Below are 23,599 nucleotides of genomic sequence, written 5' to 3'. Positions count from 1 at the left end.
TCACAGCAACTGACCGATGGTATCCAGGAGTTCGCGCTGATCGAATTTCTGCTTCGTGAGATAAGCATCGGCGCCGAGTTCCAAGCCCTTCGCCACGTCCTCCTCGTCGCCCCGCGAGGTCATCAGCACGATCGGAAGGCGGGCGAAATCCTCCTCCGCCCGCAACGCCTCGACGAGGCCGAAGCCGGTCAGCCGCGGCATCTCGACGTCCGCGACGACGAGATCGACCGGCTCGATGCGCGCCCGAAGGCGGTCGAGCGCCTCCTGCCCATCGACGCAGACGATCACGCGGTAGCCCGCCGCTTCCAAGATGCTCTTCTCCAGAGTGCGGGTCGTGATCGAGTCGTCCACGACAAGAATCGTCGAACGTCGCTTTTCCGGGATCGTTCCGCCGCCGTCTTCCCCTGCTTTCGACGGAGACCGCAGGGCCCGCGGACCGGCGCGGCCGAGCCGGTCGATGAGCCCGTCGGGGTCGAGGACGAGGACGGGCGTGTCAGTGCCGAGAATCACGGTTCCGGTAATCAGGGCCGGATCGCTGCCGATCGGCGGCGCGGGCAAGACGAGCAGCGTGCGCACCTCCTCCAGACGCTCGACCGCGAGCAGGCAGCGCCCGCGGGTGCCGCGCAGGCGCACGACCGGAATGGTCGCGCCGTCCGGACGGCCCGATCCGAGCCCGAGCAGGTCGCCGAGTTCGGCCACGGGCAGCGTGACGGTCTCGCCGTCCTCCCCCGCCACCTGCGCCACCGGGCGGCCTCCGACCGTGGACAAAGCCCCGGGTTCGAGCCGCGAGAGCGCTTCCGCCGCCCCGCTCGGCAGGGCGTAGCGGGTGCCCCCGGCCGCGACGATCAGCACCGGCCGCCGCGCCGCCGAGAGGGGGAGCGTCAGGATCAGCGAGGTGCCGTGCGGATGACGGCGGGCGAGCTGCACCTGCCCGTGCAGGGAGCGGGCAACCTCAGCCACCACCGACAGGCCCATGCCCCGGCCCGACAGGGCATCGACCGCGCCCGCGGTGGAGAAACCCGGCTCGAACGGCAGGGCGAGGAGGGCGTCCGCGTCGAGACTCTCGCCCGGCGCGATCAGGCCACGGGCACGGCCCGTCGCCTCGATGGCGGCGAGGTCGGGACCGCGTCCGTCGTCGTGGATGCCGAGGACGAGCCGCCCGCCCTGCGCCTCGACGGTGAGTCCGATCGTCAGAGCGGCCGGCTTCCCCTGCCGCTGGCGGGACTCGGGAGAGTCCGCACCGTGGCTCAACGCGTTGCGAAGCGCGTGCAGCACCGGATCCTTGAGGGCCTGGAGCATCGCCCGGTCCACCGGCAGGTCGAGCCCGCGGGTCGTGACCTCGACCTCCCGGCCGTCTGTGCGAGCCATGTCGCGCACCGCGCGGGCGAGGCCGCCGAACACCGTCTCGGCGGGAACGAGGGCGAGGCGCTCGGTCTCCTCCCGCAGGCGGCGGGCGGCGGTCTCCACCGAGAGAACCGCGGCCTTGTGGCCTTGAGCGAGATCGGACGCCTCGCGCGCCAGGGCGGCGAGTCCGGTCTCGATCTCGGCCAGCGTCCGCCGTAGCGCCGCCGTCTCGCTCTCCGTCTCCGTCGCCGCCCCGTAGGCGGGGCCTGCGACGGGCGCGCGGCGGGCGGCTTCCGAGCGGCGGCGCAGCTCGCCCGCATGGACCGACAGCCGAGCGATGCGCTCGGCGGTGGCGGTCTGGCCCGGCAAGGCTGCCCAGAGGCCGTGACTGGCCCGCGACAGCGATTCGACGGCCGACGCCGGAACCCGCAGCACCGCCTGGGCGGGCTCGGCCGCCGCTTCCGGGGCAGCGGCGGGAGCAGCGGCCGAAGTCGTGGCTGGAGCCGCGACCGTGGGGGCCGCCGTGGGAGCGGGCTCGGCGGGAGCCGGCGCCGCGACGTCCGGATCGAGGCAGGCCTCGAGCGCCGCCAGCGCGTCCTTCGGCATCACCGCCCCGCCCGCGGCGCTCGCCGCGACGAAGGCCTCGATCCGGTCGAGGGCGAGATGGGTCGCGGCCCGCGCCTCCCGGTCGAGGGGTCGCTGTCCGGTGCTGATGCGTTCGAACAGGGTTTCGAGCTGGTGCGAGACCGCCTCCACCGGGGGCAGGTCGACGGCGCGCGCCGCCCCCTTCAGGCTGTGGGCCCGGCGGAACACGTCGTGCCAATCGACCGGCCCCTCGGCCGCGAGGGCGGCGCGGATCGCGTCGAGGTGCTCGCGGTGCTCGATCTCGAAGGCGGCGAGAAGCTGCTGGCGGATATCCATGCGGCGCGACGTTCTTGCGGACCGCTAGAGCCGGTAGCGCTCGGCCAGCGCCATCAGTCCCTGCGCCAGCTCGGTCAGGTTCGCCGAGGCGGTCTCGACCTCCCGGGTGCCCGCGGCCGTCTGCTGGCTCGCCTGCCGGATGTTCTGGAGCGCCCCCATCACCTGCTCGATGCCGAGCTGCTGCTGGTTGGTCGAGGCCACGATCTGCTGGAAGGTCTGCACGCCCTCCTCCACCCGAGCGGCCATCTCCTCGATCGTGCGCACGGTCGAATCGGTGCGGTTCTTGCCGGCAGCGGCGCGCTTGACCGCCTCCTCTGTGAGCATCACCGAGGCGTTGATGCCGCGCTGGATCTCCCCGAGGATGCCGCGCACCTGGGCTGTGGCGCCCTTCGCCTGATCGGCGAGCAGCTTCATCTCCGAGGCGACGACGGCGAAGCTGCGACCGCTCTCGCCCGCCGCCGCCGCCTCGATGGCGGCGTTGAGGGCGAGCAGGTGGGTGCGCTCGGAGATGTCGTTGACGGTGACGATGATCTCGCCGATCGCCTGCGTCTTCTCGGAGAGCGCCACGATGTTGCCAGCGACCGCTTCGCCCTGCTCGCGGATCGATTCCATCGCCTTGGCGGTGTCGGTGGCGGCGCGCAGGCCCGAGCGAGCGGTCTGCGCCGCAGCTTGCGCCGTAGCGATCACCTCGGTGGCGCGCTTCGAGATCTGCGCGCCGGAATGGGTGATCTCGTCGACCGTCGCCGCCGTCTCCTGTACCGCGGCGAACTGCTCCTCGACGCTCGCCGCCTGCTCCTGGGCCGAGGCACGGATCTCCGCCGCCGCGGCGTTCAGGTCGGCGGTGGCGGCGCGGTTGGTCCGGGCGAGGTCGGACAGGCCGGCCACCATCCCGTTCAGCGTGTCGCCGAGCCGCCCGATCTCGTCGTTGCCGGTCCGGTTCAGGCGCCCCGTCAGGTCGCCCGCGCCGATCTGCGCGACGAAGCGCATCACGTCCTCCAGCGGGCGGACCACGGCGCGGCTGATCAGCGCCGTGACGAGGATCGACAGCAGGATCGAGGCGGCGACCGTGATCGCCACGGAGAGGAGACTGTTGCGGTAGATTTCGCTCACGCTGTGCTGGCCGGCCGCGATGACGCCGTCCAGCGCCGTGCGGGCGTTGGCGATGCTGCGCAGCAGGCCGTCGTGAAGCCGGTTGACCTCGTCGTTCCGCGTCTCGACCGTGGCGATGTCCCGGGCGTCCACGGCGCGCAGCTGCTGTTCGCTGGCGCTGCGGACCAGACGGAACGCCTCGCCGGTCTCGGTGAAGACGCTGCCGAGGCGGTTCCAGGCGGCCACGCGCTCGGCGGAGAGGGCGGTGGATTGATACTCCTTCACCTCGCTGGCGATGGTGTTGAGCAGCCGCTCCAGCTCCGCCACGTTCTGCCGCCAGCTCCCCAGGAAGTCGTCCTGCCGGGTCGACGGGGAAGCGCTGTTGCCCTGTCCCTGCGTCAGGACGGCAATCACCGCGTTGCGCCGTACGAGGCCCATATTGCGGGCGACGTTGCCGAGGTCGTCGAGCTGGCGCAGTACGCCGACGTCGCGGGTCACGATCAGGTCGGTCATGTCGCGCACGCTGCCGATCTGGCGCAGGGCGTAGGCGCCCAAGGCCGCGACGATCAGGCTGGCCGCGACGAAGCCGAGGAGGATGCGTTTTCCGATCGAGAGCGACACGGGCGACTAGGCTCCGGCAGACGGTGCGGGGAGAGGAAGGCCGACCTGCGGCACTCAGGTCGTGTGGCGGGTGAGCAGGGTCGGCACATCGATGAGGGAGAATCCCTCGCGGATGTCGCCCGTCCTGTCCGAGCCGGGCGGTGCATAGCCCGAAAGCGGGCCGCGTCCCAGGCTTTCCGGTTCGTTCACCGATCGCGCCAAGCCGGGCTCGATCCGCGCGATGCCGAGGACGCGGTCGACCGCGAGGGCGATCGGCGGCTCCTGCGCCCGCAGATGCACCACGTGGCCGCTCTCGTCGCCGTCACGGTCGAGCCCGAGGCAGGCGGCGAGATCGAGCACGCTGACGATCACGCCCGCCACCGCCGTGATCCCGCGCAGGGCGGGCGGTGCGCCGGGCAGGCCGGTGCAGGGGCGCTCGGGCGTGACGCCCGCCACCGCCGCGAGCGGCAGGCCGTAGCGCTCGGCACCGCAGGCGCAGACGAGATAGGCTGTCGTCTCGACCGCCTGTTCGGCGCCGGCAGCGCGGCCGGCGAGCGCGGCGGCACGCGCATCGAGCAGCGCGGCCGTGCGCGCCTTCGGGTCCGCCCCCGCGGTGAGGCCGATCTTCATGCCTCGCTCACCGTGATTCCGGCCAGGGCGCGGCGGGCGCTCTCGGCCAAGCGTGCGGCGCTCACTCCGTCTCCCTCCGGCAGGATCGTTTCGGGCGACAGTCCTTGCGCGAGGCGCAGGGCATTGTCGAGGGCGCGGGCAGCCTCACCCCGGCGTCCGGCACGGGCGAGCAGCAAGCCGAGCTGGAAATGGGCCATGACGAAGCCGCGGTCGAGGAACAACGCTCCGCGCAGGGCGCGTTCGGCCTCCCGTTCCCTTCCGAGGTCGAGCGCGAGCAGGCCCTCGTAGTAGCGCAGGGCCGGATCGGTGGCGTAGCTCTCGATCTCCTCATGCAGCCGGCGCCACGCCCGCGCGGTTTCGCCCGAATCCGCCAGGACGCGGATCTCGGCCAGGAGATCGCCCGGCGACAGGGGATGCTCCGTGGCGGGCTCCGCCGGGAGCGGGATGGGGATTCCGATCGGCTCCGGCATGGGCGCTGCCGGTTCCACCGCCACGAACGCGGGCAGCGGGGTGAGCGGGATCGGCACCGCGTCCGGACGCGCCGGCACGAGGACCGGTGGCTGCTCGGTCGTCGGCGTATCGATCGGGCGATAGGCGACCGTTCCCGGCAGGGCCACGGGCTGGAGCCATTGCGAAAAGGTGGGGTTCGGCTCGGCATGGCCGATCAGGAGCCAGCCCCGCGCGTCGAGCCGCTCGCCCAGGGCCCGGACGATGCGATTCACATGATCCGGACTGAAATAGATCAGCACGTTGCGGCACAGGATCAGGTCGAAGCTGCCCTGGATCCGGTCGCTTCCGTCGATCAGGCCCAACAGGTTCTGCCGCTCGAAGCGCACCATCCGCCGGAAGGCCGGGCGCAGGGCGTAGCCGCCATGCGGCAGGCCCGGCCGTGCCGGGGTACGGCGAAACCAGCGCGCGCGCTCTTCGGTGTCCAGGGTGCGCAGGGCCCAGGGGCCGAACTCCGCCGCGCGGGCGGTGGCGAGCGCCGCCGCGCTGAGATCGGTGCCGAGGATCGTCACCGACCAGTCGGCGAGCGCCTCGCCGAGCAGGTCGTGAACGAGGATGGCCAGCGAATAGGGCTCCGCCCCGGTCGAGCAGCCCGCGCTCCAGATTCGCAGGCGGCGGAGCTCGCCGCGGGCCGCGATCAGCTCCGGCAGGATGGTCCTGCGCAAGGCGGCGAACTGCTCGGCGTAGCGAAAGAAGAAGGTCTCGCCGATGGTGATCTCGGCCTCGAGCGCCGCCCATTCGTCCCGTCCGGCGGCGCCTTCGAGCAGGACGCGATAGGCGGTGCAGTCGCCGACCCCGCATATCCGCATCCGCTTGCGCAGGCGGTCGTAGAGCAGGTCGTCCTTGTCCTCGTAGTAATTGTGCCCGGTGCGGGCGATCACCCGCTCCTTGAGAGCGGGAAAACCGGGATCGGCCATCGCGCCCGCGGCGCGACGGGCCCGCTCGGCGGAATCCGTCACGACCGGGGCCTCAGAGGGCGCGCGCCCCGTCCGGCTCGAACCGGGCGAGCCGCGCCGTCGCCTGCCGCGTCAGCGCGTCGAGCCGGGTCCGCTCCTCGAGCGTCAGGATGCGGTCGAGCGACAGGAGATGCACGAGCCGATCGCCGCGCGCGAACTCGCCGACGACGCAGCCGTTCAGGCTGCGGGCGGATTCGACCGGCCGCAGGCTCTCGGACTCGACCTGGACCAGGTCGAGCGCCCGGTCCACGAGGAAGGCGATGCCGCCCTGGCGCGCCAGCAGGACATGCCGGTACGGATCGTCCAGGGACGCACGGTCCCCGCCGCCCGCCGGGCGCAGCTCGAACAGGGCGGCGAGGTCGATGACGGGCACCGGCTCGCTGGCCAGGTTGAGGAAGCCGGCGAGGGGGCCACCCGCAGTCGGCGGCGCGTGCAGGCGCGGCAGCGGGAGGATCTCGCGGATCTCGGCCCGCGGCAGCGCACAGGTCGTGCCGGCAATGTCCAGAAGAAGGGTCGCCAAACGCGCCATCGCATGTCCTTGGGGCGGCTCGCCGCCGGAGCGGACGAAGGGACCGCTCGTCACCTCGATCATGCGGTTGACGCTCGCCGAAGGCAAAGGTTTCACGAACGGCGCGTCCGGCCGTTCGTCACAGCGGCGAGCGTCGAATCAGGCGACCTTCTGGCGCGAACGGGATTTCGGCTCGGGCGCCGGCGCCTCTTCCTCGATGCGGCCGCCCGGACGGCCGAGGCCGATCGACTTGGCGAGCGCGGAGCGCTGTGCGGCGTAGTTCGGCGCGACCATCGGGTAGTCGTTCGGCAGGCCGTAGCGCTGACGGTACGAGTAGGGATCGAGGCCGTGGGTGCCGAGATGGCGCTTAAGCGTCTTGTAGGGCTTGCCGTCGATGAAGGAGATGATCGCGTCCGGCGTGACGGACTTGCGGATCTGCCCGGAAGACGGCTTCTCGATCACTTCCTCGGCCGGAGCGGCGGCGGTCTCGGGACTGCTCAACCCGGTCAGGGCGGCGTGCACGTTGATGATCAGGCCCGGAAGCTCGGACGCCGGCACTGAGTTATTCGACACGTAGGACGAGACGATATCGCTCGCCAACTCGACGAAATCGTTGAACGATTTTTGGTTTTCTTCTGTCATTCTGCTTGTCCGTTCCGGAGCCCCCGGGCGCCAAGATCATACGTGATGCGCAAACATGCAAGGGAAGAATTTAAAAAACTACGTCAGGCTTGTGGGTATTGAGGAGGGTGCACTCAAGTCCATCGTTGCCGACAAAGCGTAGAAGGTTAAATGGAAGGCAAGCTCGCACGGTCCAGTGGTGGATCAGAGCTGGACCTTTCCCACGGCAGGCCCCGGGCGATGCGGGCGCCGCCGCGCCGGCCGTCTTCCCTCTAAGCCATGGACGGATCGAGCGGTTCGTCTTCGTGTTCACAATTACAACAGCGGGCACAACAGCGGGACGGATCGCGGACAGGCGCCGACCGAACCCCGCCGCGACCTCGAAATTTGGGAATTCTGCGGAAGCGGAGAATCGGTCGAGACGGTGATCCCCCGAGACCGACGTTGCCGACGATACAACTTGCGCGAGACGATCTGCCGCGCCCTGATCCGAGACCTGACCTGTTCTCTCCGGACTGATCGACGCCCGTCTCTTGCCGAAACGTCCCGTCTGCGGGTCGCGTTTGCCGATCTCCGGTCTTCGGTGGTTCGCGAGATCGGCCGACCTCTGTTTGCGGCGGCGCGTCCGTGCTATGCAGCGGCTGCAATGAAGTCCGCTCGACCCATAGCGCTCTGGCTGGCAGCGGTGATCCTATCGATCGCCGCGGCGCTGCTGCCGTCCGGCGCGCAAGCGCACGGCGCCCATGGACACGGGTCGCAGCCCGCAGCCGCGGCGGTGACGGACGTCGCGGCCTTCGACCTGTCGGCCCTCTCCGCTGCGGCGGTGCGGTTCGCGGGACTGGCCTCGTTCGTTCGGAAGGGCGTCGTTCCGGTCGTCGCGACGGCGCGACTGGCCTGCGCTTGCGCCGCGTGCCTGGCCGGCGGCCTGTGCGGACACGCGCCGTCATCCTGCTGCGCCACCGGACTCGCCCCCTCGCCGGGTCCCATCCTGCCCTCGGCTGCCGCGCGCGATCCCGCGCCGACGCGGGACGGACCATGCCTGTCGGGTATCGTGCCCGAGGCGCAGATCGAACCCCCCAGACCCCTCGCCTGACGCCTCAGCTCATCCGGCCCGCTCGCGGCCGGATGACGTCGTTGCTTCTCCGGCGAAGGTTTCGTTCGACATGTTCATCCGTTTCACGACGGTGCTCCAGGCGCTGGTCGTTTCGCTCGCGCTCGTGGCCGGAGCGGCTACGGGCGGCAACGCACGGGCGCACGAGGGGCACAGCCACGGCGCCCAGGCACCGGCCCCCCCGGCGCAGGCCGCACCCCGGGCCGAGGCGGTCTCGACCGACTTCGAACTCGTGGCCGTGGCCGCAGGTGACCGGGTCCGGCTCTATCTCGATCGCTTCGCCACCAACGAGCCGGTGACGGGCGCCGACATCGACGTCGAGACGCCCGACGGCACCGTCGAGGCGAAGGCTGTCGGTGACGGTGTCTACGAGATCGCGGCGCCGTGGCTGGCGCGCGGGCGGCGGCACGATCTTCTCGCCACCGTGACCGCCGGGGGCACGACAGACGTGCTCGCCCTCGAACTTCACCTTCCCGAACAGGCAGCGCCCGCCGCGGCCGTCCCGGCGCCGGCGCCGGCATGGCTCGCCAACCTGCGCCATCACCTCACGCATCAGGGGCCGGTCGGCGCCGCTGGGGGCGGCTTTCTGCTCGGGCTCGCCTGCATCATGCTGCTGCGCGCGCGCCGTGCCCTGCCGGCTCTCGCCATCCTCGCCCTCACCGTGACGCTGATTCTCGGCACGGCCGCACTCGCCCATGAGGGGCACGACGCGAACGAGAGCGCCCCGGTGCAGGGGGCGGCGCTCACCGCGCCTTCGGCCTCGAGCCTCGAGCGCGCCCGGCGCCTGCCGGACGGGGCGGTGTTCGTCCCGAAATCGGCGCAGCGCCTGCTCGCGCTGCGAACCGGCGTGACCACCGTCGCCGAGCATCGCCGCACGGTCGAGTTGCCGGGGCGCGTCATCGCCGATCCGAACGCCAGCGGCGTGGTGCAATCCTCCGTCGGCGGACGCCTCGCGCCCCCGCCCGGCGGCTTCCCGAATCTCGGCGCGCGGGTCCGCAGGGGCGACGTGCTCGCCACCGTGACGCCGCCGGTCCAGGCGGTGGACCTCTCCGACATGCGCCAGACCCAAGGCGATCTCGACCAGCAGATCGCCATCACCGGGCGCAAGGTCGCTCGCTACGAGCGCCTCGCCACCACCGGTGCCGTGGCGCAGACCGCGCTGGAGGATGCTCGCGCCGAACTGTCCGGCCTGAAGGACCGCCGCGCGGCCCTCGACACGATCCGACGCGCACCGGAGGAGCTCGTCGCCCCCGTCGATGGCGTCGTCGCCGAGCGGGCTGCGGTGGCGGGCCAGATGGCCGCGCCGGGCACGATGGTGTTCCGCATCGTCGATCCGGACAAACTCTATGTCGAGGCCCTGAGCTTCGTCGGACTGGAACCCGGCGCCGCCGCCACGGCGCGGCTGCCCGATGGGCGCACCCTGGCGCTGGCCTCCCGCGGAGCCGGCCTCGCCGACCGCAATCAGGCGGTGCCGGTGCAATTCGCCATCACGGGTTCGGCCGAGGGCGTGCGGCTCGGCCAGTTCGTCACCGTGCTGGCCCCGACCGGCGAAACGCTCGCCGGCCTTGCCGTGCCGCGGTCGGGCCTCGTCCGCACCGAGGGTGGCGCGGTCGTCTACGAGCACGTCGCCGCCGAGCGGTTCGAACCGCGGCCCGTGCGGGTCGAGCCGCTCGACGCCGAGCACGTGATCGTTGCCGGCGGCCTCGGGGCCGGACGACGCGTCGTCGTACAGGGCGCCGAACTGCTCGATCAGGTCCGCTGAGGGGAGACGCGCCATGTTCGCCCTCCTCGTCCGCAACGCCCTGCTCAACCGGGCGCTGGTCCTCGCACTCTGCCTCGGTCTCGTGCTGGCCGGCGGCCTCGCGCTCACGCGCCTCCCCGTCGATGTTCTGCCCGACCTCAACCGCCCCACCGTCACGGTGATGACGGAGGCGGAGGGCTACGCCCCGCCCGAGGTCGAACAGCTCGTCACCTATCCCATCGAGACGCGGATGAACGGTCTGCCCGGCGTCACGCGGGTCCGCTCGGTATCGAGCGCGGGGCTGTCCATCGTCACCGTCGAGTTCGGCTGGGACACCGACCTCTACCGCGACCGTCAATTCGTGGCCGAGCGCCTCGCCCTGGTGCGCTCGGAACTGCCGACGGGCGTCGTGCCGCAGATGGGCCCGGTCGCCTCGATCATGGGCGGCATCCTGCTCGTGGCGGTGACGAGCGAGCAGGCGAGCCCGATGCAGGTCCGCGAGACCGCCGACTTCATCCTCCGGCCGCGTCTGCTCTCGATTCCGGGCGTGGCGCAGGTGATCCCGATCGGCGGCGAGGTGCGCCAGTTCCGGGTCAGCCCCAACCCGGCGGCGATGCGGGCGCTCGGCGTCAGCAACGAAGCGCTGGCGAACGCCCTGTCCGGCTTCGGCACCAATGCCGGCGGCGGGTTCGCCGACGCCAATGCCCGCGAGATCCTGATCCGCAACATCGGCCGCACCGTGAGCCTGGAGGATCTGCGCAGCCTCGTGATTCCGACCGGTCCGCAAGGGGCGACCGCGGCGGCCGACCTGCCCGGCACCGGCAATCCGGCGATGGAGGGCCGGGTCTATCTGCGCCAGATCGCCGACGTGGCCTTCGCGGCGCGGCCCAAGCGGGGCGATGGCGGCTATCGCGGCGAGCCGGCGGTGATTCTCTCCGTCGAGAAGCAGCCCGGCGTCGATACGGTGCGCCTGACGCAGGCCGTCGAGGCGGCCTTGCGGGAGATCGCCCCTACCCTGCCGCAGGGGATGGACGCGCAGAAAATCCTGTTCCGGCAGGCGGACTTCATCGAAACCTCGCTCGCCAATGTCGAGCGGGTGCTGCTGGAGGCCGTGGCGGTGGTGGCCGTGGTGCTGTTCGCCTTCCTGATGAACGCGCGCACCACGCTGATCTCGCTCACCGCGATCCCGGTCTCGATCCTGACCACGGCTTTGGTGTTCTGGGCGCTCGGCTTCTCGATCAACACCATGACCCTCGGGGGGCTCGCCATCGCCATCGGCGAACTGGTCGACGACGCGGTCGTCGATGTCGAGAACATCTTCCGGCGGCTCCGCGAGAATCGAGCCGAGGGCTCGCCCCGCAGCGTCTTCGACGTAGTGGTCGCCGCCTCCAGCGAGGTGCGCTCCGGCATCGTCTACGCCACGGCGATCATCGTCCTCGTCTTCGTGCCGCTGTTCGCCCTCTCCGGCATCGAGGGGCGGCTGTTCGCGCCGCTCGGCCAAGCCTACATCGTCGCGATCCTCGCGAGCCTTCTGGTTTCCGTCACGCTGACGCCGGTGCTGGCCTCCTGGCTGCTTCCGGGCATGAAGAGCCTCGCCGAGCATGAGCCGGCCCTGGTGCGCCGCCTCAAGGCCGGCAATGCCGCGCTGCTCCGGCACGCCCTCGCCCATCCGCGGGTGCTGGTCACGGGCGTCGCCCTCAGCGTCGTCGCGGCGGGCGTCTCGGCGGCGCAGTTGCCGCGGACCTTCCTGCCGGCCTTCAACGAGGGCTCGCTCACCATCAACGCCACCTTCCGCCCCGGCATCTCGCTGGCCGAGAGCAGCCGCGTCGGCGCCATCGCCGAGCGCCTCCTCCTCGATCTGCCCGAGGTGGCGACCGTGGGACGCCGCACCGGCCGGGCCGAACTCGACGAGCACGCGGAAGGCGTCCACTCCTCCGATCTCGAAGTGCGGCTGAAGGCCGGCCGGCCCCGCGAGACGGTGATCGCCGAGATCCGCGAGCGGCTCGCTGTGCTGCCGCTGACGGTCAATGTCGGCCAGCCGATCTCGCACCGGCTCGACCACATGCTCTCGGGCGTGCGCGCCGAGATCGCCCTCAAGCTGTTCGGCGACGACCTCGACACCCTGCGCGCCGCCGCCGAGACTCTTCGCGAGACGATTGCGGCTGAGGTGCCCGGCGTCGCTGATCTTCAGGTCGAGCGGCAGGTGCGCATTCCGCAGCTCGACATCCGCGTCGATTACGGTCGTGCGGCGCTTTACGGCGTCTCGCCGTCCAACGTGGTCGAGACCATCGCCCGGCTCGCCAACGGGCGCACGCTCTCGACCATCGCCGACGGGCCGCGCCGCTTCGACGTCACCCTGCGCCTGCCCGAAGGCCGGCGCGGCCCGCAGGCCCTCGGCGACCTGCTGATCGAGACGCCGTCGGGCTGGGTGCCGGCCCGCGAGATCGCCGATATCCGCGAGACCGACGGGCCGAACCAGATCCTGCGCGAGAACGGCCGCCGCCGGATCGTGGTGCAGGCCAATTCCGACGGCCGCACCGATATGGGTCAGATCATCGCCGGCATCCGCCGGGTGCTGGACGAGACGCGCCTGCCCGAGGGCGTCAGCCCGCGGCTGGAGGGCACCTACGAGGCGCAAGGCGAGGCCGCGCGAACCATCGGTGGGCTCAGCCTCGTCTCGCTGGCCCTCGTCTTCGCCCTGCTGCACGGGCGCTACCGTTCGGTGCCGCTGGCGCTGATCGTGATGGGCAACGTGCCGCTGGCGCTGATCGGCAGCGTGCTCGCCCTGTGGATCGCCGGGCTGCCGCTCTCGGTCGCCTCGATGATCGGCTTCGTCACGCTCACCGGCATCGTCGCCCGCAACGGCATCCTCAAGATCAGCCACATGCTGAACCTCGCCCGCGACGAGGGCCTGCCCCTCGGCCCGGCCCTCGTGATCCGTGCGAGCCTGGAGCGGATGACCCCCGTGCTGATGACGGCCATGGCGGCCGGCATTGCCCTGGTGCCGCTGCTGATCGACGGCGACGCGCCGGGCAAGGAGATCCTGCATCCCGTGGCGGTGACGATCTTCGGCGGCCTCATGAGCGCGACCCTGCTCGATGCCGTGCTCACGCCCGTCCTCGTCCTGATGTTCGGACGCGGCGCCTTCGCCCGGCTTCACGCGTCGGCCCCGACCGAGAGCCTGCACGTCCCCGTGCGCGAGGCCTTCTGACCCATCCAGCCGAAGGAGACGATCGATGAACCGCGCGATGCGCTGCGCCGCCCTGGCGCTGACCCTTCTCACTGCGCCGGCGGGCGCACAGCAGGCCCGTGATCACAGCCATGACCACAGTCATGACAACGCGCATGACCACGACCACCCGCCCGGCCCCAACGGCGGCCGTGTCGAGGATGCCGGCCGATGGCACGCGGAACTGGTGACCCGGGCCGAGACCGTCACCGTCTATCTGAGTGACGGGGACGGCAGGCCGCTGCCTGTCGAGGGTTTCAAGGCGGTCGCGATTCTCAAGTCGGGCGCGAAAGCCGCGCGCATCCCGCTCAATCCCGAGGGCGACCGGCTCGCCGGCCGCGCCGAGTCTGCCCTGGCCGAGCGCCCCACCGGTGCCGTGCGCATCACCGCGCCCGACGGCGTCACCGCCAGCGCCCGCTTCGACTGAACTGGTCTCGATTCAGGAATAGACGCGATGATCAAAATCCTTCCTGCAACGCTTCTCGGCTGTCTTCTTGCCGGATCGGTCGCTGCCGAAGAGGCGCACCATCATCACGGGCACGGCCAGCCGGACGCGAAGACCGCGGCAAGCGACAGCGCGGCCACCAAGGCGTTCCGCGATGCCGACGCCCGCATGCATCGCGAGATGGATATCCGCTACACCAACGACGTCGATGTCGATTTCGTGCGCGGAATGATCCCGCATCATCGCGGTGCGGTGGCGATGGCCAAGATCGCCCTCGAGCATTCGAAGGATCCGGAGATCCGCCGCCTCGCCGAGGAGATCATCAAGGCGCAGGATGTCGAGATCACGCAGATGGAAGCGTTCCTGAAGCGCAAACAGGGCGCCGGGCAGCGCTGACACGCCGGCGGCCTCGTCGCGGGACGGGGCCGCCGACCCCGCGATTGCTTCGCCCGCCGCGCCGGGACGCCCTGTTCGGACCAGCCGGACACGGCCTGGATTAAAGACGCTTCGCATCCGAGATTTGACGCACCGTGATCCGATGATCGGGTTCGTTTTCTGCGCGATCGACCGGTCGGACCGGCTCCGGCAATGGGCGAGCACTTCCGGTCCCCTCGGCGCTTGTCATCCCTACAAAGCCCAGATCCGCGTCCGCGATGTGGATCAGCCGGATCGGCGATGATTGTCACCCGAGACGACCTCCGGTTCGAAACATACTGCCTCCCGTCGAGCGGCTGCTCCTGGCGCGGTGAAGCTGCGCCGTTTCTGCTGCCAAATCGCCGATCAACGCCTGCAGAGGACCGCCTATAAGCTGCGCGTGCATTTTATCAGCTTGAGACCGGATTAAATCCTGATCTGATCTGATCGATTTTCATCCGTCGATCACGCGCAGTTTATCGGCGGCATGTGCAGTTGCGCACCCGGCGCACGGACGCTCGGGATTAAATTTATAGTATTTTTGCGTGATAAAACGCACTTTCCAAATATAAATCCTGAAATTACTGTCTTATTGCGGCATTCGAAGAAGACGAAAAAAGTTCGCGTCTCAGGGATTAAGAGGAGATATCGATATGAAGCAGATGATGACACTCGGCCTCCTGGCTGCTGCGGCGATCGCTCTGCCGATGACGGCGCAGGCGCAGGACGGCGGCAGCGGCAGCCGGCAGCAGGCGGGCGGCGGCTTCATGAGCAGCTATGTGGACGACCCCTACCACGATCCCCGCTCGCTCCACTCGCAGCGGGCCGGCACGGGCCAGATCCTCGGCGCGCCGATGCTCAGCGAGAACGCCGGTGCCAAGAGCGTCGCCGCCCGCGCGGCCGTGCGCCGGGGCGTGGTCGAGCCGCATTGGTCGGCCGGCACCGCACCCCGCCGGGCGCGGTAATCACAGGCTCACCCGGCGGCGTCTCTCAGGTCGCGTCGCCGGCCACCGTCCTTCTGAACGACCCTTCGGTCGCCCCGCTTCGGGCCGGCCGAACACCCCGAACATGATCCTGCTGGCTCCACACCGCCGCAAGCCTTGCGGCGGTGAAGGCCCCCTTGTGCCCGACGGATGCGCCGGCAGGGCCGCGTCTCGTCTGATCGGACTACGCGACCGGCCGGCGAACGCCGCCGGTCATCCAGCCAGCATCTCATGCGTCCCAGCGCGTCAGCCCACGCGTGGTGACGGCCAGCGGGGTTTGACGTGGACGGCATCATCCAAGGCCTCTCGAATTTCCGGGGGACGGTCTTCCCGGGCCAACAGCAGATGTATCAGCAGCTGGTCCGCGACGGTCAGCAGCCGCAGGCGCTGATCATCGCCTGCGCCGATTCCCGCGTCTCGCCCGAGCACATCACCCAGTCGGGGCCGGGCGATCTCTTCGTGTGCCGCAACGCCGGCAACATCGTACCGCCCTTCTCGCAGCAGAACGGCGGCGTCTCCTCTGCCATCGAGTACGCGGTCGTCGCCCTCGGCGTGCGGGACATCGTGATCTGCGGCCATTCCGATTGCGGCGCCATGAAGGGGCTCATGAACCCCGAAGCGCTCGGAAACATGCCCAACGTGGCGGCGTGGTTGCGCCACAGCCACGCGGCGAACCGGATCGTCTGCGAGGCCTATCCCGAGGATATGGATCCGAAGGAGCGCCACCGGGCGCTGGCTCTCGAAAACGTCGTGGTGCAGCTCAACAACCTGCGCACCCATCCGAGCGTGGCGGCGGCCCTGGCCCGCGGCAAGCTGCGCCTGCACGGCTGGTTCTTCGAGATCGAGAGCGGCCAAGTGCTCGCCTATTGCGGCGAGCGCGGCCGTTTCGTCCCCATCGACGAGGCCGCGGGATTCCCCGTCGCCCAGGCTTCGGCCGCCCGGATCGCCACGCCGGAATTCGCCGGCCCTCATGCCATCGCAGCGGAGTAGGAATCTTGCAATGCGCGCCGCCCTCGCCCGGCTGATGCCGTCGACCCTCGGACGAGACCTTCCGTCCTCCTTCGTCGTCTTCCTCGTGGCGATGCCCCTCTGTATGGGCATCGCCATGGCCTCCGGTGTTCCGGCCGAGCGCGGGCTGATCACCGGCGTGATCGGCGGCATCGTCGTCGGCTTCCTCGCCGGTTCGCCGCTTCAGGTCAGCGGCCCGGCTGCGGGCCTCGCCGTCATCGTCTTCGAATTCGTGCGCGAGCACGGCATCGACGCCCTCGGCCCGGTCCTCGTGGCGGCCGGCGCCATCCAGCTTCTCGCCGGCGCCCTCCGGGTCGGCGGCTGGTTCCGGGCGATCTCCCCGGCGGTGGTGCACGGCATGCTCGCCGGCATCGGTATCCTGATCGTGCTGGCGCAGATCCACGTTCTGACCGACGCCCTGCCCAAGGCCAGCGGCATCGACAATCTCGTGGCGATTCCCGCCGCCTTCTTCAACTTCGTCTCCGGCCCCGACGGCAACCGCCCCGGCGCCGTGATCGTCGGCGGCGCCACCATCATCGCGATGCTGGGTTGGGAGAAGATCCGGCCGGCTCGCTTCAAGCTAATCCCGGGCGCCCTGGTCGGCGTCCTGGCGGGCACCTTCGTGGCCGTCGTCGGGAACATGTCGGTCAAGCGGGTCGAGGTGCCGGAGAACATCCTGTCGGCGGTGGCCCTTCCGGGCGCGGGCGACTGGAGCCGTCTGGCCGAGCCGGCGATGATCCTGATGGCGGTCACCCTCGCGGTCATCGCCAGCGCGGAGAGCCTGCTCTCGGCGGCGGCGGTGGACCGGATGCATGACGGCCCACGCACGCAGTACAACCGCGAACTCGGCGCGCAGGGCATCGGCAACATCCTCTGCGGTCTCGCCGGCGGCCTGCCGATGACCGGCGTGATCGTCCGCTCCTCGGCCAACGTCCAGGCGGGCGCGGCCTCGCGCGCCTCCACCATCCTGCACGGCACCTGGATCCTCGCCTTCCTGCTGGTCCTGCCGATGGTGCTGAAGGTGGTGCCGACGGCATCGCTCGCCGGCATCCTCGTGGTGACGGGCTGGCGTCTGGTCAGCCCCGCCCATGCCTTCCACCTGCACGAGCGTTACGGTCTGCCCACCGCCGCGATCTGGCTCGCCACGATGGTGATGGTCGTCGCCACCGACCTGCTGACCGGCGTGCTCACCGGCCTCGCCCTGAGCCTCGTCCAGGTGATCCCGCACTACCTCCGCGGGCCGCTGAAGATCGAGGGCGGCGCGGCGCAGACGGTGCAGGGCGGTGCGGTCCAGGCGGTGCCGGAACTGCGCCTCTCGGGCTCGGCGACCTTCCTGCAGCTGCCGCACCTCAACGCGGCGCTGGAGCGCACGCCGGAGGGCTCGCCGGTCCGCCTCGCGGCGGAGGATCTGCGCCATGTCGACCACACCTGCCTGGAGATGATCCGGGAATGGGCGGCGCGCCGGGCCCGGTCGGGCTCCCGTGTCGAGGTCGTCGGTGGCGGCGCCAGCGGCCTGCACCACAGCCTCGCCATGGTCGCCCACGCGGCGCCGAAGGATTGAGGACGCAGGACCGCAGAGAAAAAAGAGCCGGTGCCGCCAGGAGCGGCACCGGCTCTTCCCGTTTCAAGGGCAGCATCGTTCGAGGAACGGTTGCGGCACTGGGTGAAGGAGCCGCCAAGCGACCGTGAAGGGGCGGCTCAGGCGGTCGGCGCAGTCACCGGGCCGCCGATGCGCTGGGCCGCCTCGAACCGGTTGAGGAAGCGCGGCTCCTTCTCCGGTGCAATCCGGATCGTCAGCGCGATCGCGCCGCCGGTCTCGGATTGCCGGTCGAGCACCTCGGCATTCTCGTAGAGCCAGTTGAGAGCGGCGCCGTCCTCCGGCGGGAGCGTCACCGCGAAGGTCGAGCGCGCCCGCGCCACCTGCCCCTCGATCCGCTCGGCGAGCGCCGGCAGCCCCTCCCCCGTCAGCGCCGAGACGAGGATCGGCGCCGGACCCGCGCCGCGATGCGCGGCGCTGAGGTTGAGAAGCCGGGTCCGCTCGCCGTCGTCCAAGAGGTCGGCCTTGTTCCACACCTCGATGATCCGCTCCGCATCCGGCTCGATGCCGAGTTCGCGCAGTACGCCCTCGACGTCCTCGGCCTGCGCCTGGGTGTCGCCGTGCGAGACGTCGCGCACGTGGAGCAGGATGTCGGCCTCGATCACGTCCTCCAGCGTGGCGCGGAAGGCAGCGATCAGCGAGGTCGGCAGATCCGAGATGAAGCCCACGGTGTCGGACAGGATCACCGTCTCGCCGTGCGGCAGCTTGGTCGCCCGCGCCGTCGGGTCGAGGGTGGCGAACAGCATGTCCTGCGCCCGCACCTCGGCCTTGGTCAAAGCGTTGAACAGGGTCGATTTCCCCGCGTTCGTGTAGCCGACGAGCGCGACGATCGGGTAGGGCACCCGCGCCCGGCTCTTGCGGTGCAGGCCGCGGGTGCGGGTGACGGCGTCGAGATCGCGCTCGATCCGTGTCATCCGCTCTTGGATCATCCGCCGGTCGGCCTCGATCTGGGTCTCGCCGGGGCCGCCGAGGAAGCCGAAGCCGCCGCGCTGCCGCTCCAAGTGGGTCCAGGACCGCACGAGGCGGGACTTCTGGTAGGCCAGATGGGCGTGCTCGACCTGCAGCGTGCCCTCGCGGGTCGAGGCGCGCCGGCCGAAGATCTCGAGGATCAGCCCGGTCCGGTCGATGACCTTGGCGCCCCAGGCCTTCTCGAGGTTGCGCTGCTGCACCGGCGAGAGGGCGCAGTCCATCACCACGAGGCCGATCTCTTCGGCCTTGATGAGGCCGGCGACCTCCTCGACCCGGCCCTTGCCGAGATAGGTCGAGGGACGCGGGCGCTGGAGATGCACCGCGATCGCCCGGGCCACGTCGAGGTCGATGGCCGCCGCCAAGCCCACCGCCTCGTCGAGCCGCGCCTCGTCGGAGCGGACGGTCTCCGTCTGTCCGGGCACGGGACGCTGGGCGGCGCGGTTGAGGTAGGGACCGAGCACCAGGGTGCGGGTCGCGGCGGCAATCTCGCCCTCGGGGGCGGCCTTCGCCTGCAGGCGTGCTTCGCCCGGCGGAAGGATTTCAGTCATGGAGTCTCCGTGTCATCGCTCCCTTATGTCGGAACGATGACGCCATTTTGCATCCGCCCGCTTCCGCAAATGACGGGAAATATCCGGTCGCGCCGTCAGATGTCGGTTACGAGCGTTACGCCTTCTCGGGAGCGGTCTCGTCCGGCTCGAACAACTGCACCGGGTGGCCCGGCATGATCGTCGAGATCGCGTGCTTGTAAACGAGCTGCGAGTGCCCGTCGCGGCGGAGCAGGACGCAGAAGTTGTCGAACCAAGTCACGACACCTTGAAGCTTGACGCCATTGACGAGAAAGATCGTCAGCGGGATCTTGTTCTTGCGGACATGGTTCAGGAACGTGTCCTGGAGGTTTTGAGCGCGCTCGCCCGCCATTTCTTTTTATCCTTGTTTCGAGACCGCAACCGCGGATCGGTCGGCCCCGTGCCTTGAGTCGCGGGCCGGCGCCTCGTCCGTTTCGGGACCGCTGCTCCCGGCCGATTCCATTACAGGGCGAAGCTTGCCGCGATGCAAGAGGTCCCCCGCGGCGCGCAGCGTCAATATCCACCCCTTGCAATCGCTCCCACCGCCGATTTTCGGCTCGGCGCGCGCACCAGCGCCGAACCGGCGGACCGTCTTACGGGCCGATGCCGAGCGACTTGAGCTTCCGGTGGAGGGCCGAGCGCTCCATGCCGATGAATTCGGCGGTACGGGAGATGTTGCCGGAGAAGCGGGCGATCTGGGCGATGAGATATTCCCGTTCGAAGATCTCGCGGGCCTCGCGCAGGGCCAGGCTCATCAGCTTCTCGCCGCCCGCGCCCGTCGGCGTCGTCGGCACCAGGGCGCCGATCTCGGTCGGCAGCATCTCCGACGTGACGTCCTGCTCCGGATCGCTCTGGGTCAGGATCATCAGCCGCTCGACGTTGTTGCGCAGCTGGCGGACGTTGCCGGGCCAGTCGTGCGACTGCAGCACCGCCATGGCATCCTCGGCGATCCGTCGCCGCGGCAGGCCGGTCGCCGCCGAGATCTGCTCCATGAAGAAGGTGATGAGCTCCGGCACGTCCTCGCGCCGTTCGGCGAGCGAGGGAATGCGGATCGGCACGACCGAGAGGCGGTGGAACAGATCCTCGCGGAAACGGCCCGCGGCGATCTCCTCCGTCAGGTCGCGGGAGGAGGACGAGATGATGCGCACGTCCACGTGGACGCGGGCGGTGCCGCCGACGCGCTGGAAGTTCTGATCGACGAGGACGCGCAGGATCCGGCTCTGCGTTTCCTTGGGCATATCGGCGACTTCGTCGATGTAGAGGGAGCCGCCATGGGCCTCCTCCAGGGCGCCGACGCGCCGCACCCGGCCCTCGCCGCCCTCGACGCCGAACAGCTCGGCTTCCATCGTCTCCGGCGTGATCGTCGCCGCGTTGATGACGACGAAGGGGCCGCTCGCCCGCGAGGAGGCGGCGTGCAGGGTGCGCGCCGAGAGTTCCTTGCCCGCGCCGGGCGCACCCGAGATCATCACCCGGGCGTTGGTCGGCGCCACGCGCTCGATGGTCTGACGGAGCTGGTTGACCGCCACCGAGCCGCCGACGATGCGGCTCGCCTGGCCCGAGCGGACCTTGAGATCGCGCACCTCGCGCTTGAGGCGGGACGCCTCCAGAGCGCGCTCGGCCACGAGGATCAGGCGGTCGGCCTTGAACGGCTTCTCGATGAAGTCGTAGGCGCCGGATTTGATCGCCGCCACCGCGGTCTCGATGTTGCCGTGGCCCGAGATCATCACCACCGGCAGGTCGGGGTGGCCGGCTTTGATGAGGTCGAGCACCTGCAAGCCGTCCAGGCGCGAGCCCTGGAGCCAGATGTCGAGGAAGACGAGGTGGGGCCGGCGCGACTCGATCGCCGCCAGCGCCTCGTCGGAGCCCGCCGCCGTGCGGGTGCGGTGCCCCTCGTCGTCCAGGATGCCCGCGACCAGATCGCGGATGTCGGCTTCGTCGTCGACGATCAGGATGTCGGCGCTCATGGCTGCATCTCCGCGACGCGTCGCGCTTCCATGGCGCCCTCCGTATTCTTGTCCATCGTTGTCCCGTCACGCGCGTCCGGCGCCGCGGAGCGTGTCCGCCCCCCTCCCGCGCCGGGCTCGGAATTCTGATCGCCGTCCCGCCCGACCTCCCGCGGCAGCCGCATGCGGACCTGTCCGCCGCGCCCCTCCGGGTTGTCGTTCAGTTCGATCCCCCCGCCATGCTCCTCCAGCACCTTGGAGACGATGGCCAGGCCGAGGCCGGTCCCGCCCTCGCGGGTCGTCATATAGGGTTCGAGCAGGCGCTGGCGCCCCTCTGCCGGAAAGCCTTTTCCGTTGTCGGTGACTTCGATCACCACGAACGCATCCTCGACCATCAGCTTCAGGGCGACCCGGCCCTTGCCGCCCTCGGCCGTCAGCACGTCCTCGGGCACCGCCTGGACCGCCTCGACCGCATTCTTGAGGATGTTGGTGAGCGCCTGCGAGAAGAGTCGCACGTCGAAGGCGGCGACGACACGGCCCTGCGCATCGGCGCCGACCGTATCGAACGGAAAGTCCAGATCGGGATGGGCCATGCGCAGCATGAACAGGTTCTGCCGGGCGATCTCGGCCAGATCCTGCTGCGTGATCGCCGGCTTGGGCATCCGGGCGAACGAGGAGAATTCGTCCACCATCCGCTTGATCTCGTCCACCTGCCGCACGATCGTGGCGGTGCACTGCTCGAACACTTCCTTGTCGGCGGTGATCACTTTTCCGTACTTGCGCCGGATACGCTCGGCCGAGAGCTGGATCGGGGTCAGCGGATTCTTGATCTCGTGGGCGATGCGGCGGGCGACATCGGCCCAGGCCGACGTGCGCTGCGCCGAGACGAGATCGGTGATGTCGTCGAGCGTCACCACGTAGCCGCGCGCTTCGCCTTGCGCCTGCTCACTGGTGACGCGGACGGCAATCGTGCGCTCGCGACCGCCGCGCACGAGCTGGATCTGCTGCTGCAGAGCGCGCTGGCGTCCCTCGGCCTCGGGGAACAGGGCGGCGATCTCCGGCACCACATTCGTCAGCGGCTGGCCGACGAGTTCCTTGGCCGTGAGCCCCAGCGTCCGCTCCGCGCCCGGATTGGCGATGGTGATGACGCCATCGGCATCGACGCCGAGCACGCCCGGCGAGACCCCCGAGAGCACGGCCTCGGTGAAGCGGCGGCGCCGGTCGATCAGGTCGTTGGCCGCCCGCAGGCCGTCATGCTGGCGGCGCAGCTCCTGCGTCATGGTGTTGAAGCTCTCGCCGAGATGGGCGAGATCGCCGTCCGATTTCCGCGCCGGCACGCGGGCGTAGAAGTTGCCGGCGGCGACCTCGTCGGCGGCGTTGATGAGCCGGCGGATCGGGGCGACGAAGCGGTTGGCGAAGTTCAGCCCGAACCACACCGCCGAGAGCAGCGTGATCAGCGCGATCAGGATGAAGACCGAGGCGAAGGCGATCTGCACGTAGCGGCGCAGCTCGTCGTAGGTCAGGTACTCGGCCGCCGCCGCGCGGGCGACGCCGGGGAAGTCGATGGCGAGCTGGCTCACCTCGCGCTGCACCAGGAGCACGGCGTTGTCGTAGGCCGGCATCCGCATCAGCGCGGCGAAGACCCGGCCCTCGTTCGGCAGCAGGCAGATCGGGTCGCTCGACTTCGCCGCATCCTCGAAGGCGGCGGCCGAGGGCAGACGCGTCTGCTTGAGCACGTCGATATTGGCGCGGGCCACCACCTCGTTGGGGCCGCGCATGATCTTGACGATCGGCAGGCCGAGCGCCTGGGCGCGGACCGTCATGAAGCCCTCGAACCACTCGCGGTTCACATCGAAATTCGGCCGGGCGCGGGTCAGGTCGTCGGCGAAGATGCGGATCTCGCGGGCGAGCGACTGGCAGTGATTCTCCTGATAGGCGTCCGCAACCTGCACGGACTTCAGCACCACGTCGCGGACCCGGTCGGTGAAGCCGAGCGACAGGCCGACATCGATCGTGACCGAGGCGACGATGGCGAGCAGGATCGTCGGCAGAATCGCGATCAGGCTGAACAGGCCGACGATGCGGGTATGCAGCCGCGCCACCGAGGCATGGGTGCGCCGGGCATGCAGGAAGACCCGCGCCTCCCAGGCGATCACCACGACGAGGGCGAGGACGAGCGCCGCATTGACCGCGAGGAGCACGACGCCCGAGGTCGGCGTCCGTGTGATCTGGATGATGCCGGCCAGGATCAGGAACGTGACCGAGGCGGAAACCAGAGCCGTGACCACGACGGCCGCACCGATCCAGCCCGGCCCCTTCGGAGGCGAGTCGAACCGGCGCGCGACCGCCTCCGCGCCGTCCTCCGGGGACGGGGCATCGGACGGCGCTTCCTGGGTACGTCGCGACAGCAGCGGCAT

At 70.2% G+C, this 23,599-nt stretch carries 18 protein-coding genes; 8 read left to right on the top strand and 10 right to left on the bottom strand.

All coding sequences use genetic code 11. The features are described from left to right. The 6 genes from HNR51_RS08540 to HNR51_RS08515 all read right to left on the bottom strand — a co-directional run bounded on the left by HNR51_RS08540 (position 1) and on the right by HNR51_RS08515 (position 7,197). Positions 1-2,265, bottom strand: coding sequence for a hybrid sensor histidine kinase/response regulator (locus HNR51_RS08540; RefSeq protein WP_182554670.1), 2,265 nt, complete (start codon positions 2,263-2,265; stop codon positions 1-3). 24 nt (positions 2,266-2,289) lie between these two features. Further along, complete coding sequence (locus HNR51_RS08535) at positions 2,290-3,975, bottom strand: methyl-accepting chemotaxis protein (protein ID WP_182554669.1); 1,686 nt, start codon at positions 3,973-3,975, stop codon at positions 2,290-2,292. A 54-nt stretch (positions 3,976-4,029) separates the two neighbouring features. Further along, a complete protein-coding gene (locus HNR51_RS08530) occupies positions 4,030-4,584 on the bottom strand; it encodes a chemotaxis protein CheW (protein WP_182554668.1) in 555 nt (184 codons plus the stop codon). Then, complete coding sequence (locus HNR51_RS08525) at positions 4,581-6,050, bottom strand: CheR family methyltransferase (protein ID WP_182554667.1); 1,470 nt, start codon at positions 6,048-6,050, stop codon at positions 4,581-4,583. The genes HNR51_RS08530 and HNR51_RS08525 overlap by 4 nt, the downstream gene beginning before the upstream one ends. Positions 6,051-6,060: 10 nt before the next feature. Next, on the bottom strand, positions 6,061-6,576 hold the full coding sequence (locus HNR51_RS08520; RefSeq protein ID WP_182554666.1) for a chemotaxis protein CheW: 516 nt from the start codon (positions 6,574-6,576) through the stop codon (positions 6,061-6,063). 138 nt (positions 6,577-6,714) lie between these two features. Further along, a complete protein-coding gene (locus HNR51_RS08515; RefSeq protein WP_012454826.1) occupies positions 6,715-7,197 on the bottom strand; it encodes a Ros/MucR family transcriptional regulator in 483 nt (160 codons plus the stop codon). Between the two features lie 439 nt (positions 7,198-7,636). On the opposite strand from HNR51_RS08515, the gene HNR51_RS08510 reads away from it, so the two are divergent. The 8 genes from HNR51_RS08510 to HNR51_RS08475 all read left to right on the top strand — a co-directional run bounded on the left by HNR51_RS08510 (position 7,637) and on the right by HNR51_RS08475 (position 17,668). Further along, positions 7,637-8,269 (top strand): hypothetical protein, encoded by a 633-nt coding sequence (locus HNR51_RS08510; RefSeq protein ID WP_239681477.1) that lies wholly within the window; start codon positions 7,637-7,639, stop codon positions 8,267-8,269. Positions 8,270-8,339: 70 nt separating this feature from the next. Beyond that, complete coding sequence (locus tag HNR51_RS08505) at positions 8,340-10,049, top strand: efflux RND transporter periplasmic adaptor subunit (RefSeq protein ID WP_182554665.1); 1,710 nt, start codon at positions 8,340-8,342, stop codon at positions 10,047-10,049. Positions 10,050-10,062: 13 nt separating this feature from the next. Beyond that, the gene (locus HNR51_RS08500) at positions 10,063-13,239 is read left to right on the top strand and encodes an efflux RND transporter permease subunit (RefSeq protein ID WP_182554664.1); all 3,177 of its coding nucleotides are present in this window, start codon (positions 10,063-10,065) and stop codon (positions 13,237-13,239) included. Between the two features lie 25 nt (positions 13,240-13,264). Next, entirely contained in the window at positions 13,265-13,684 is a 420-nt protein-coding gene (locus HNR51_RS08495; RefSeq protein WP_182554663.1) for a hypothetical protein, read from the top strand. A gap of 27 nt (positions 13,685-13,711) precedes the next feature. Next, positions 13,712-14,098: a CopM family metallochaperone gene (copM, locus tag HNR51_RS08490; RefSeq protein ID WP_182554662.1), complete on the top strand. Its 387-nt coding sequence runs from the start codon at positions 13,712-13,714 to the stop codon at positions 14,096-14,098. Positions 14,099-14,769: 671 nt separating this feature from the next. Further along, the gene (locus tag HNR51_RS08485; protein ID WP_012454820.1) at positions 14,770-15,081 is read left to right on the top strand and encodes a hypothetical protein; all 312 of its coding nucleotides are present in this window, start codon (positions 14,770-14,772) and stop codon (positions 15,079-15,081) included. 300 nt (positions 15,082-15,381) lie between these two features. Next, a complete protein-coding gene (locus HNR51_RS08480) occupies positions 15,382-16,089 on the top strand; it encodes a carbonic anhydrase (protein WP_182554661.1) in 708 nt (235 codons plus the stop codon). A gap of 10 nt (positions 16,090-16,099) precedes the next feature. After that, positions 16,100-17,668: a SulP family inorganic anion transporter gene (locus HNR51_RS08475; RefSeq protein WP_152277334.1), complete on the top strand. Its 1,569-nt coding sequence runs from the start codon at positions 16,100-16,102 to the stop codon at positions 17,666-17,668. A 137-nt stretch (positions 17,669-17,805) separates the two neighbouring features. Here the strand turns inward: HNR51_RS08475 and hflX are convergent, their stop codons facing one another. The 4 genes from hflX to HNR51_RS08455 all read right to left on the bottom strand — a co-directional run bounded on the left by hflX (position 17,806) and on the right by HNR51_RS08455 (position 23,599). After that, positions 17,806-19,221, bottom strand: a complete 1,416-nt coding sequence (gene hflX, locus HNR51_RS08470) for a GTPase HflX (protein ID WP_182554660.1) — start codon at positions 19,219-19,221, stop codon at positions 17,806-17,808. A gap of 115 nt (positions 19,222-19,336) precedes the next feature. Further along, entirely contained in the window at positions 19,337-19,591 is a 255-nt protein-coding gene (hfq, locus tag HNR51_RS08465) for an RNA chaperone Hfq (RefSeq protein ID WP_003600267.1), read from the bottom strand. 241 nt (positions 19,592-19,832) lie between these two features. Further along, positions 19,833-21,203 carry a nitrogen assimilation response regulator NtrX gene (ntrX, locus tag HNR51_RS08460; protein ID WP_012454816.1) on the bottom strand — a complete coding sequence of 457 codons (1,371 nt, stop codon included), beginning with the start codon at positions 21,201-21,203 and terminating at the stop codon, positions 19,833-19,835. Beyond that, positions 21,200-23,599 (bottom strand): sensor histidine kinase, encoded by a 2,400-nt coding sequence (locus tag HNR51_RS08455; protein ID WP_182554659.1) that lies wholly within the window; start codon positions 23,597-23,599, stop codon positions 21,200-21,202. The genes ntrX and HNR51_RS08455 overlap by 4 nt, the downstream gene beginning before the upstream one ends.

This window comes from Methylorubrum thiocyanatum (genome assembly GCA_014138645.1).
Taxonomy (GTDB): domain Bacteria; phylum Pseudomonadota; class Alphaproteobacteria; order Rhizobiales; family Beijerinckiaceae; genus Methylobacterium; species Methylobacterium thiocyanatum.
Note: the sequence above shows the minus strand (reverse complement) of the source record. Positions and strands in the feature narration are given on the sequence as shown.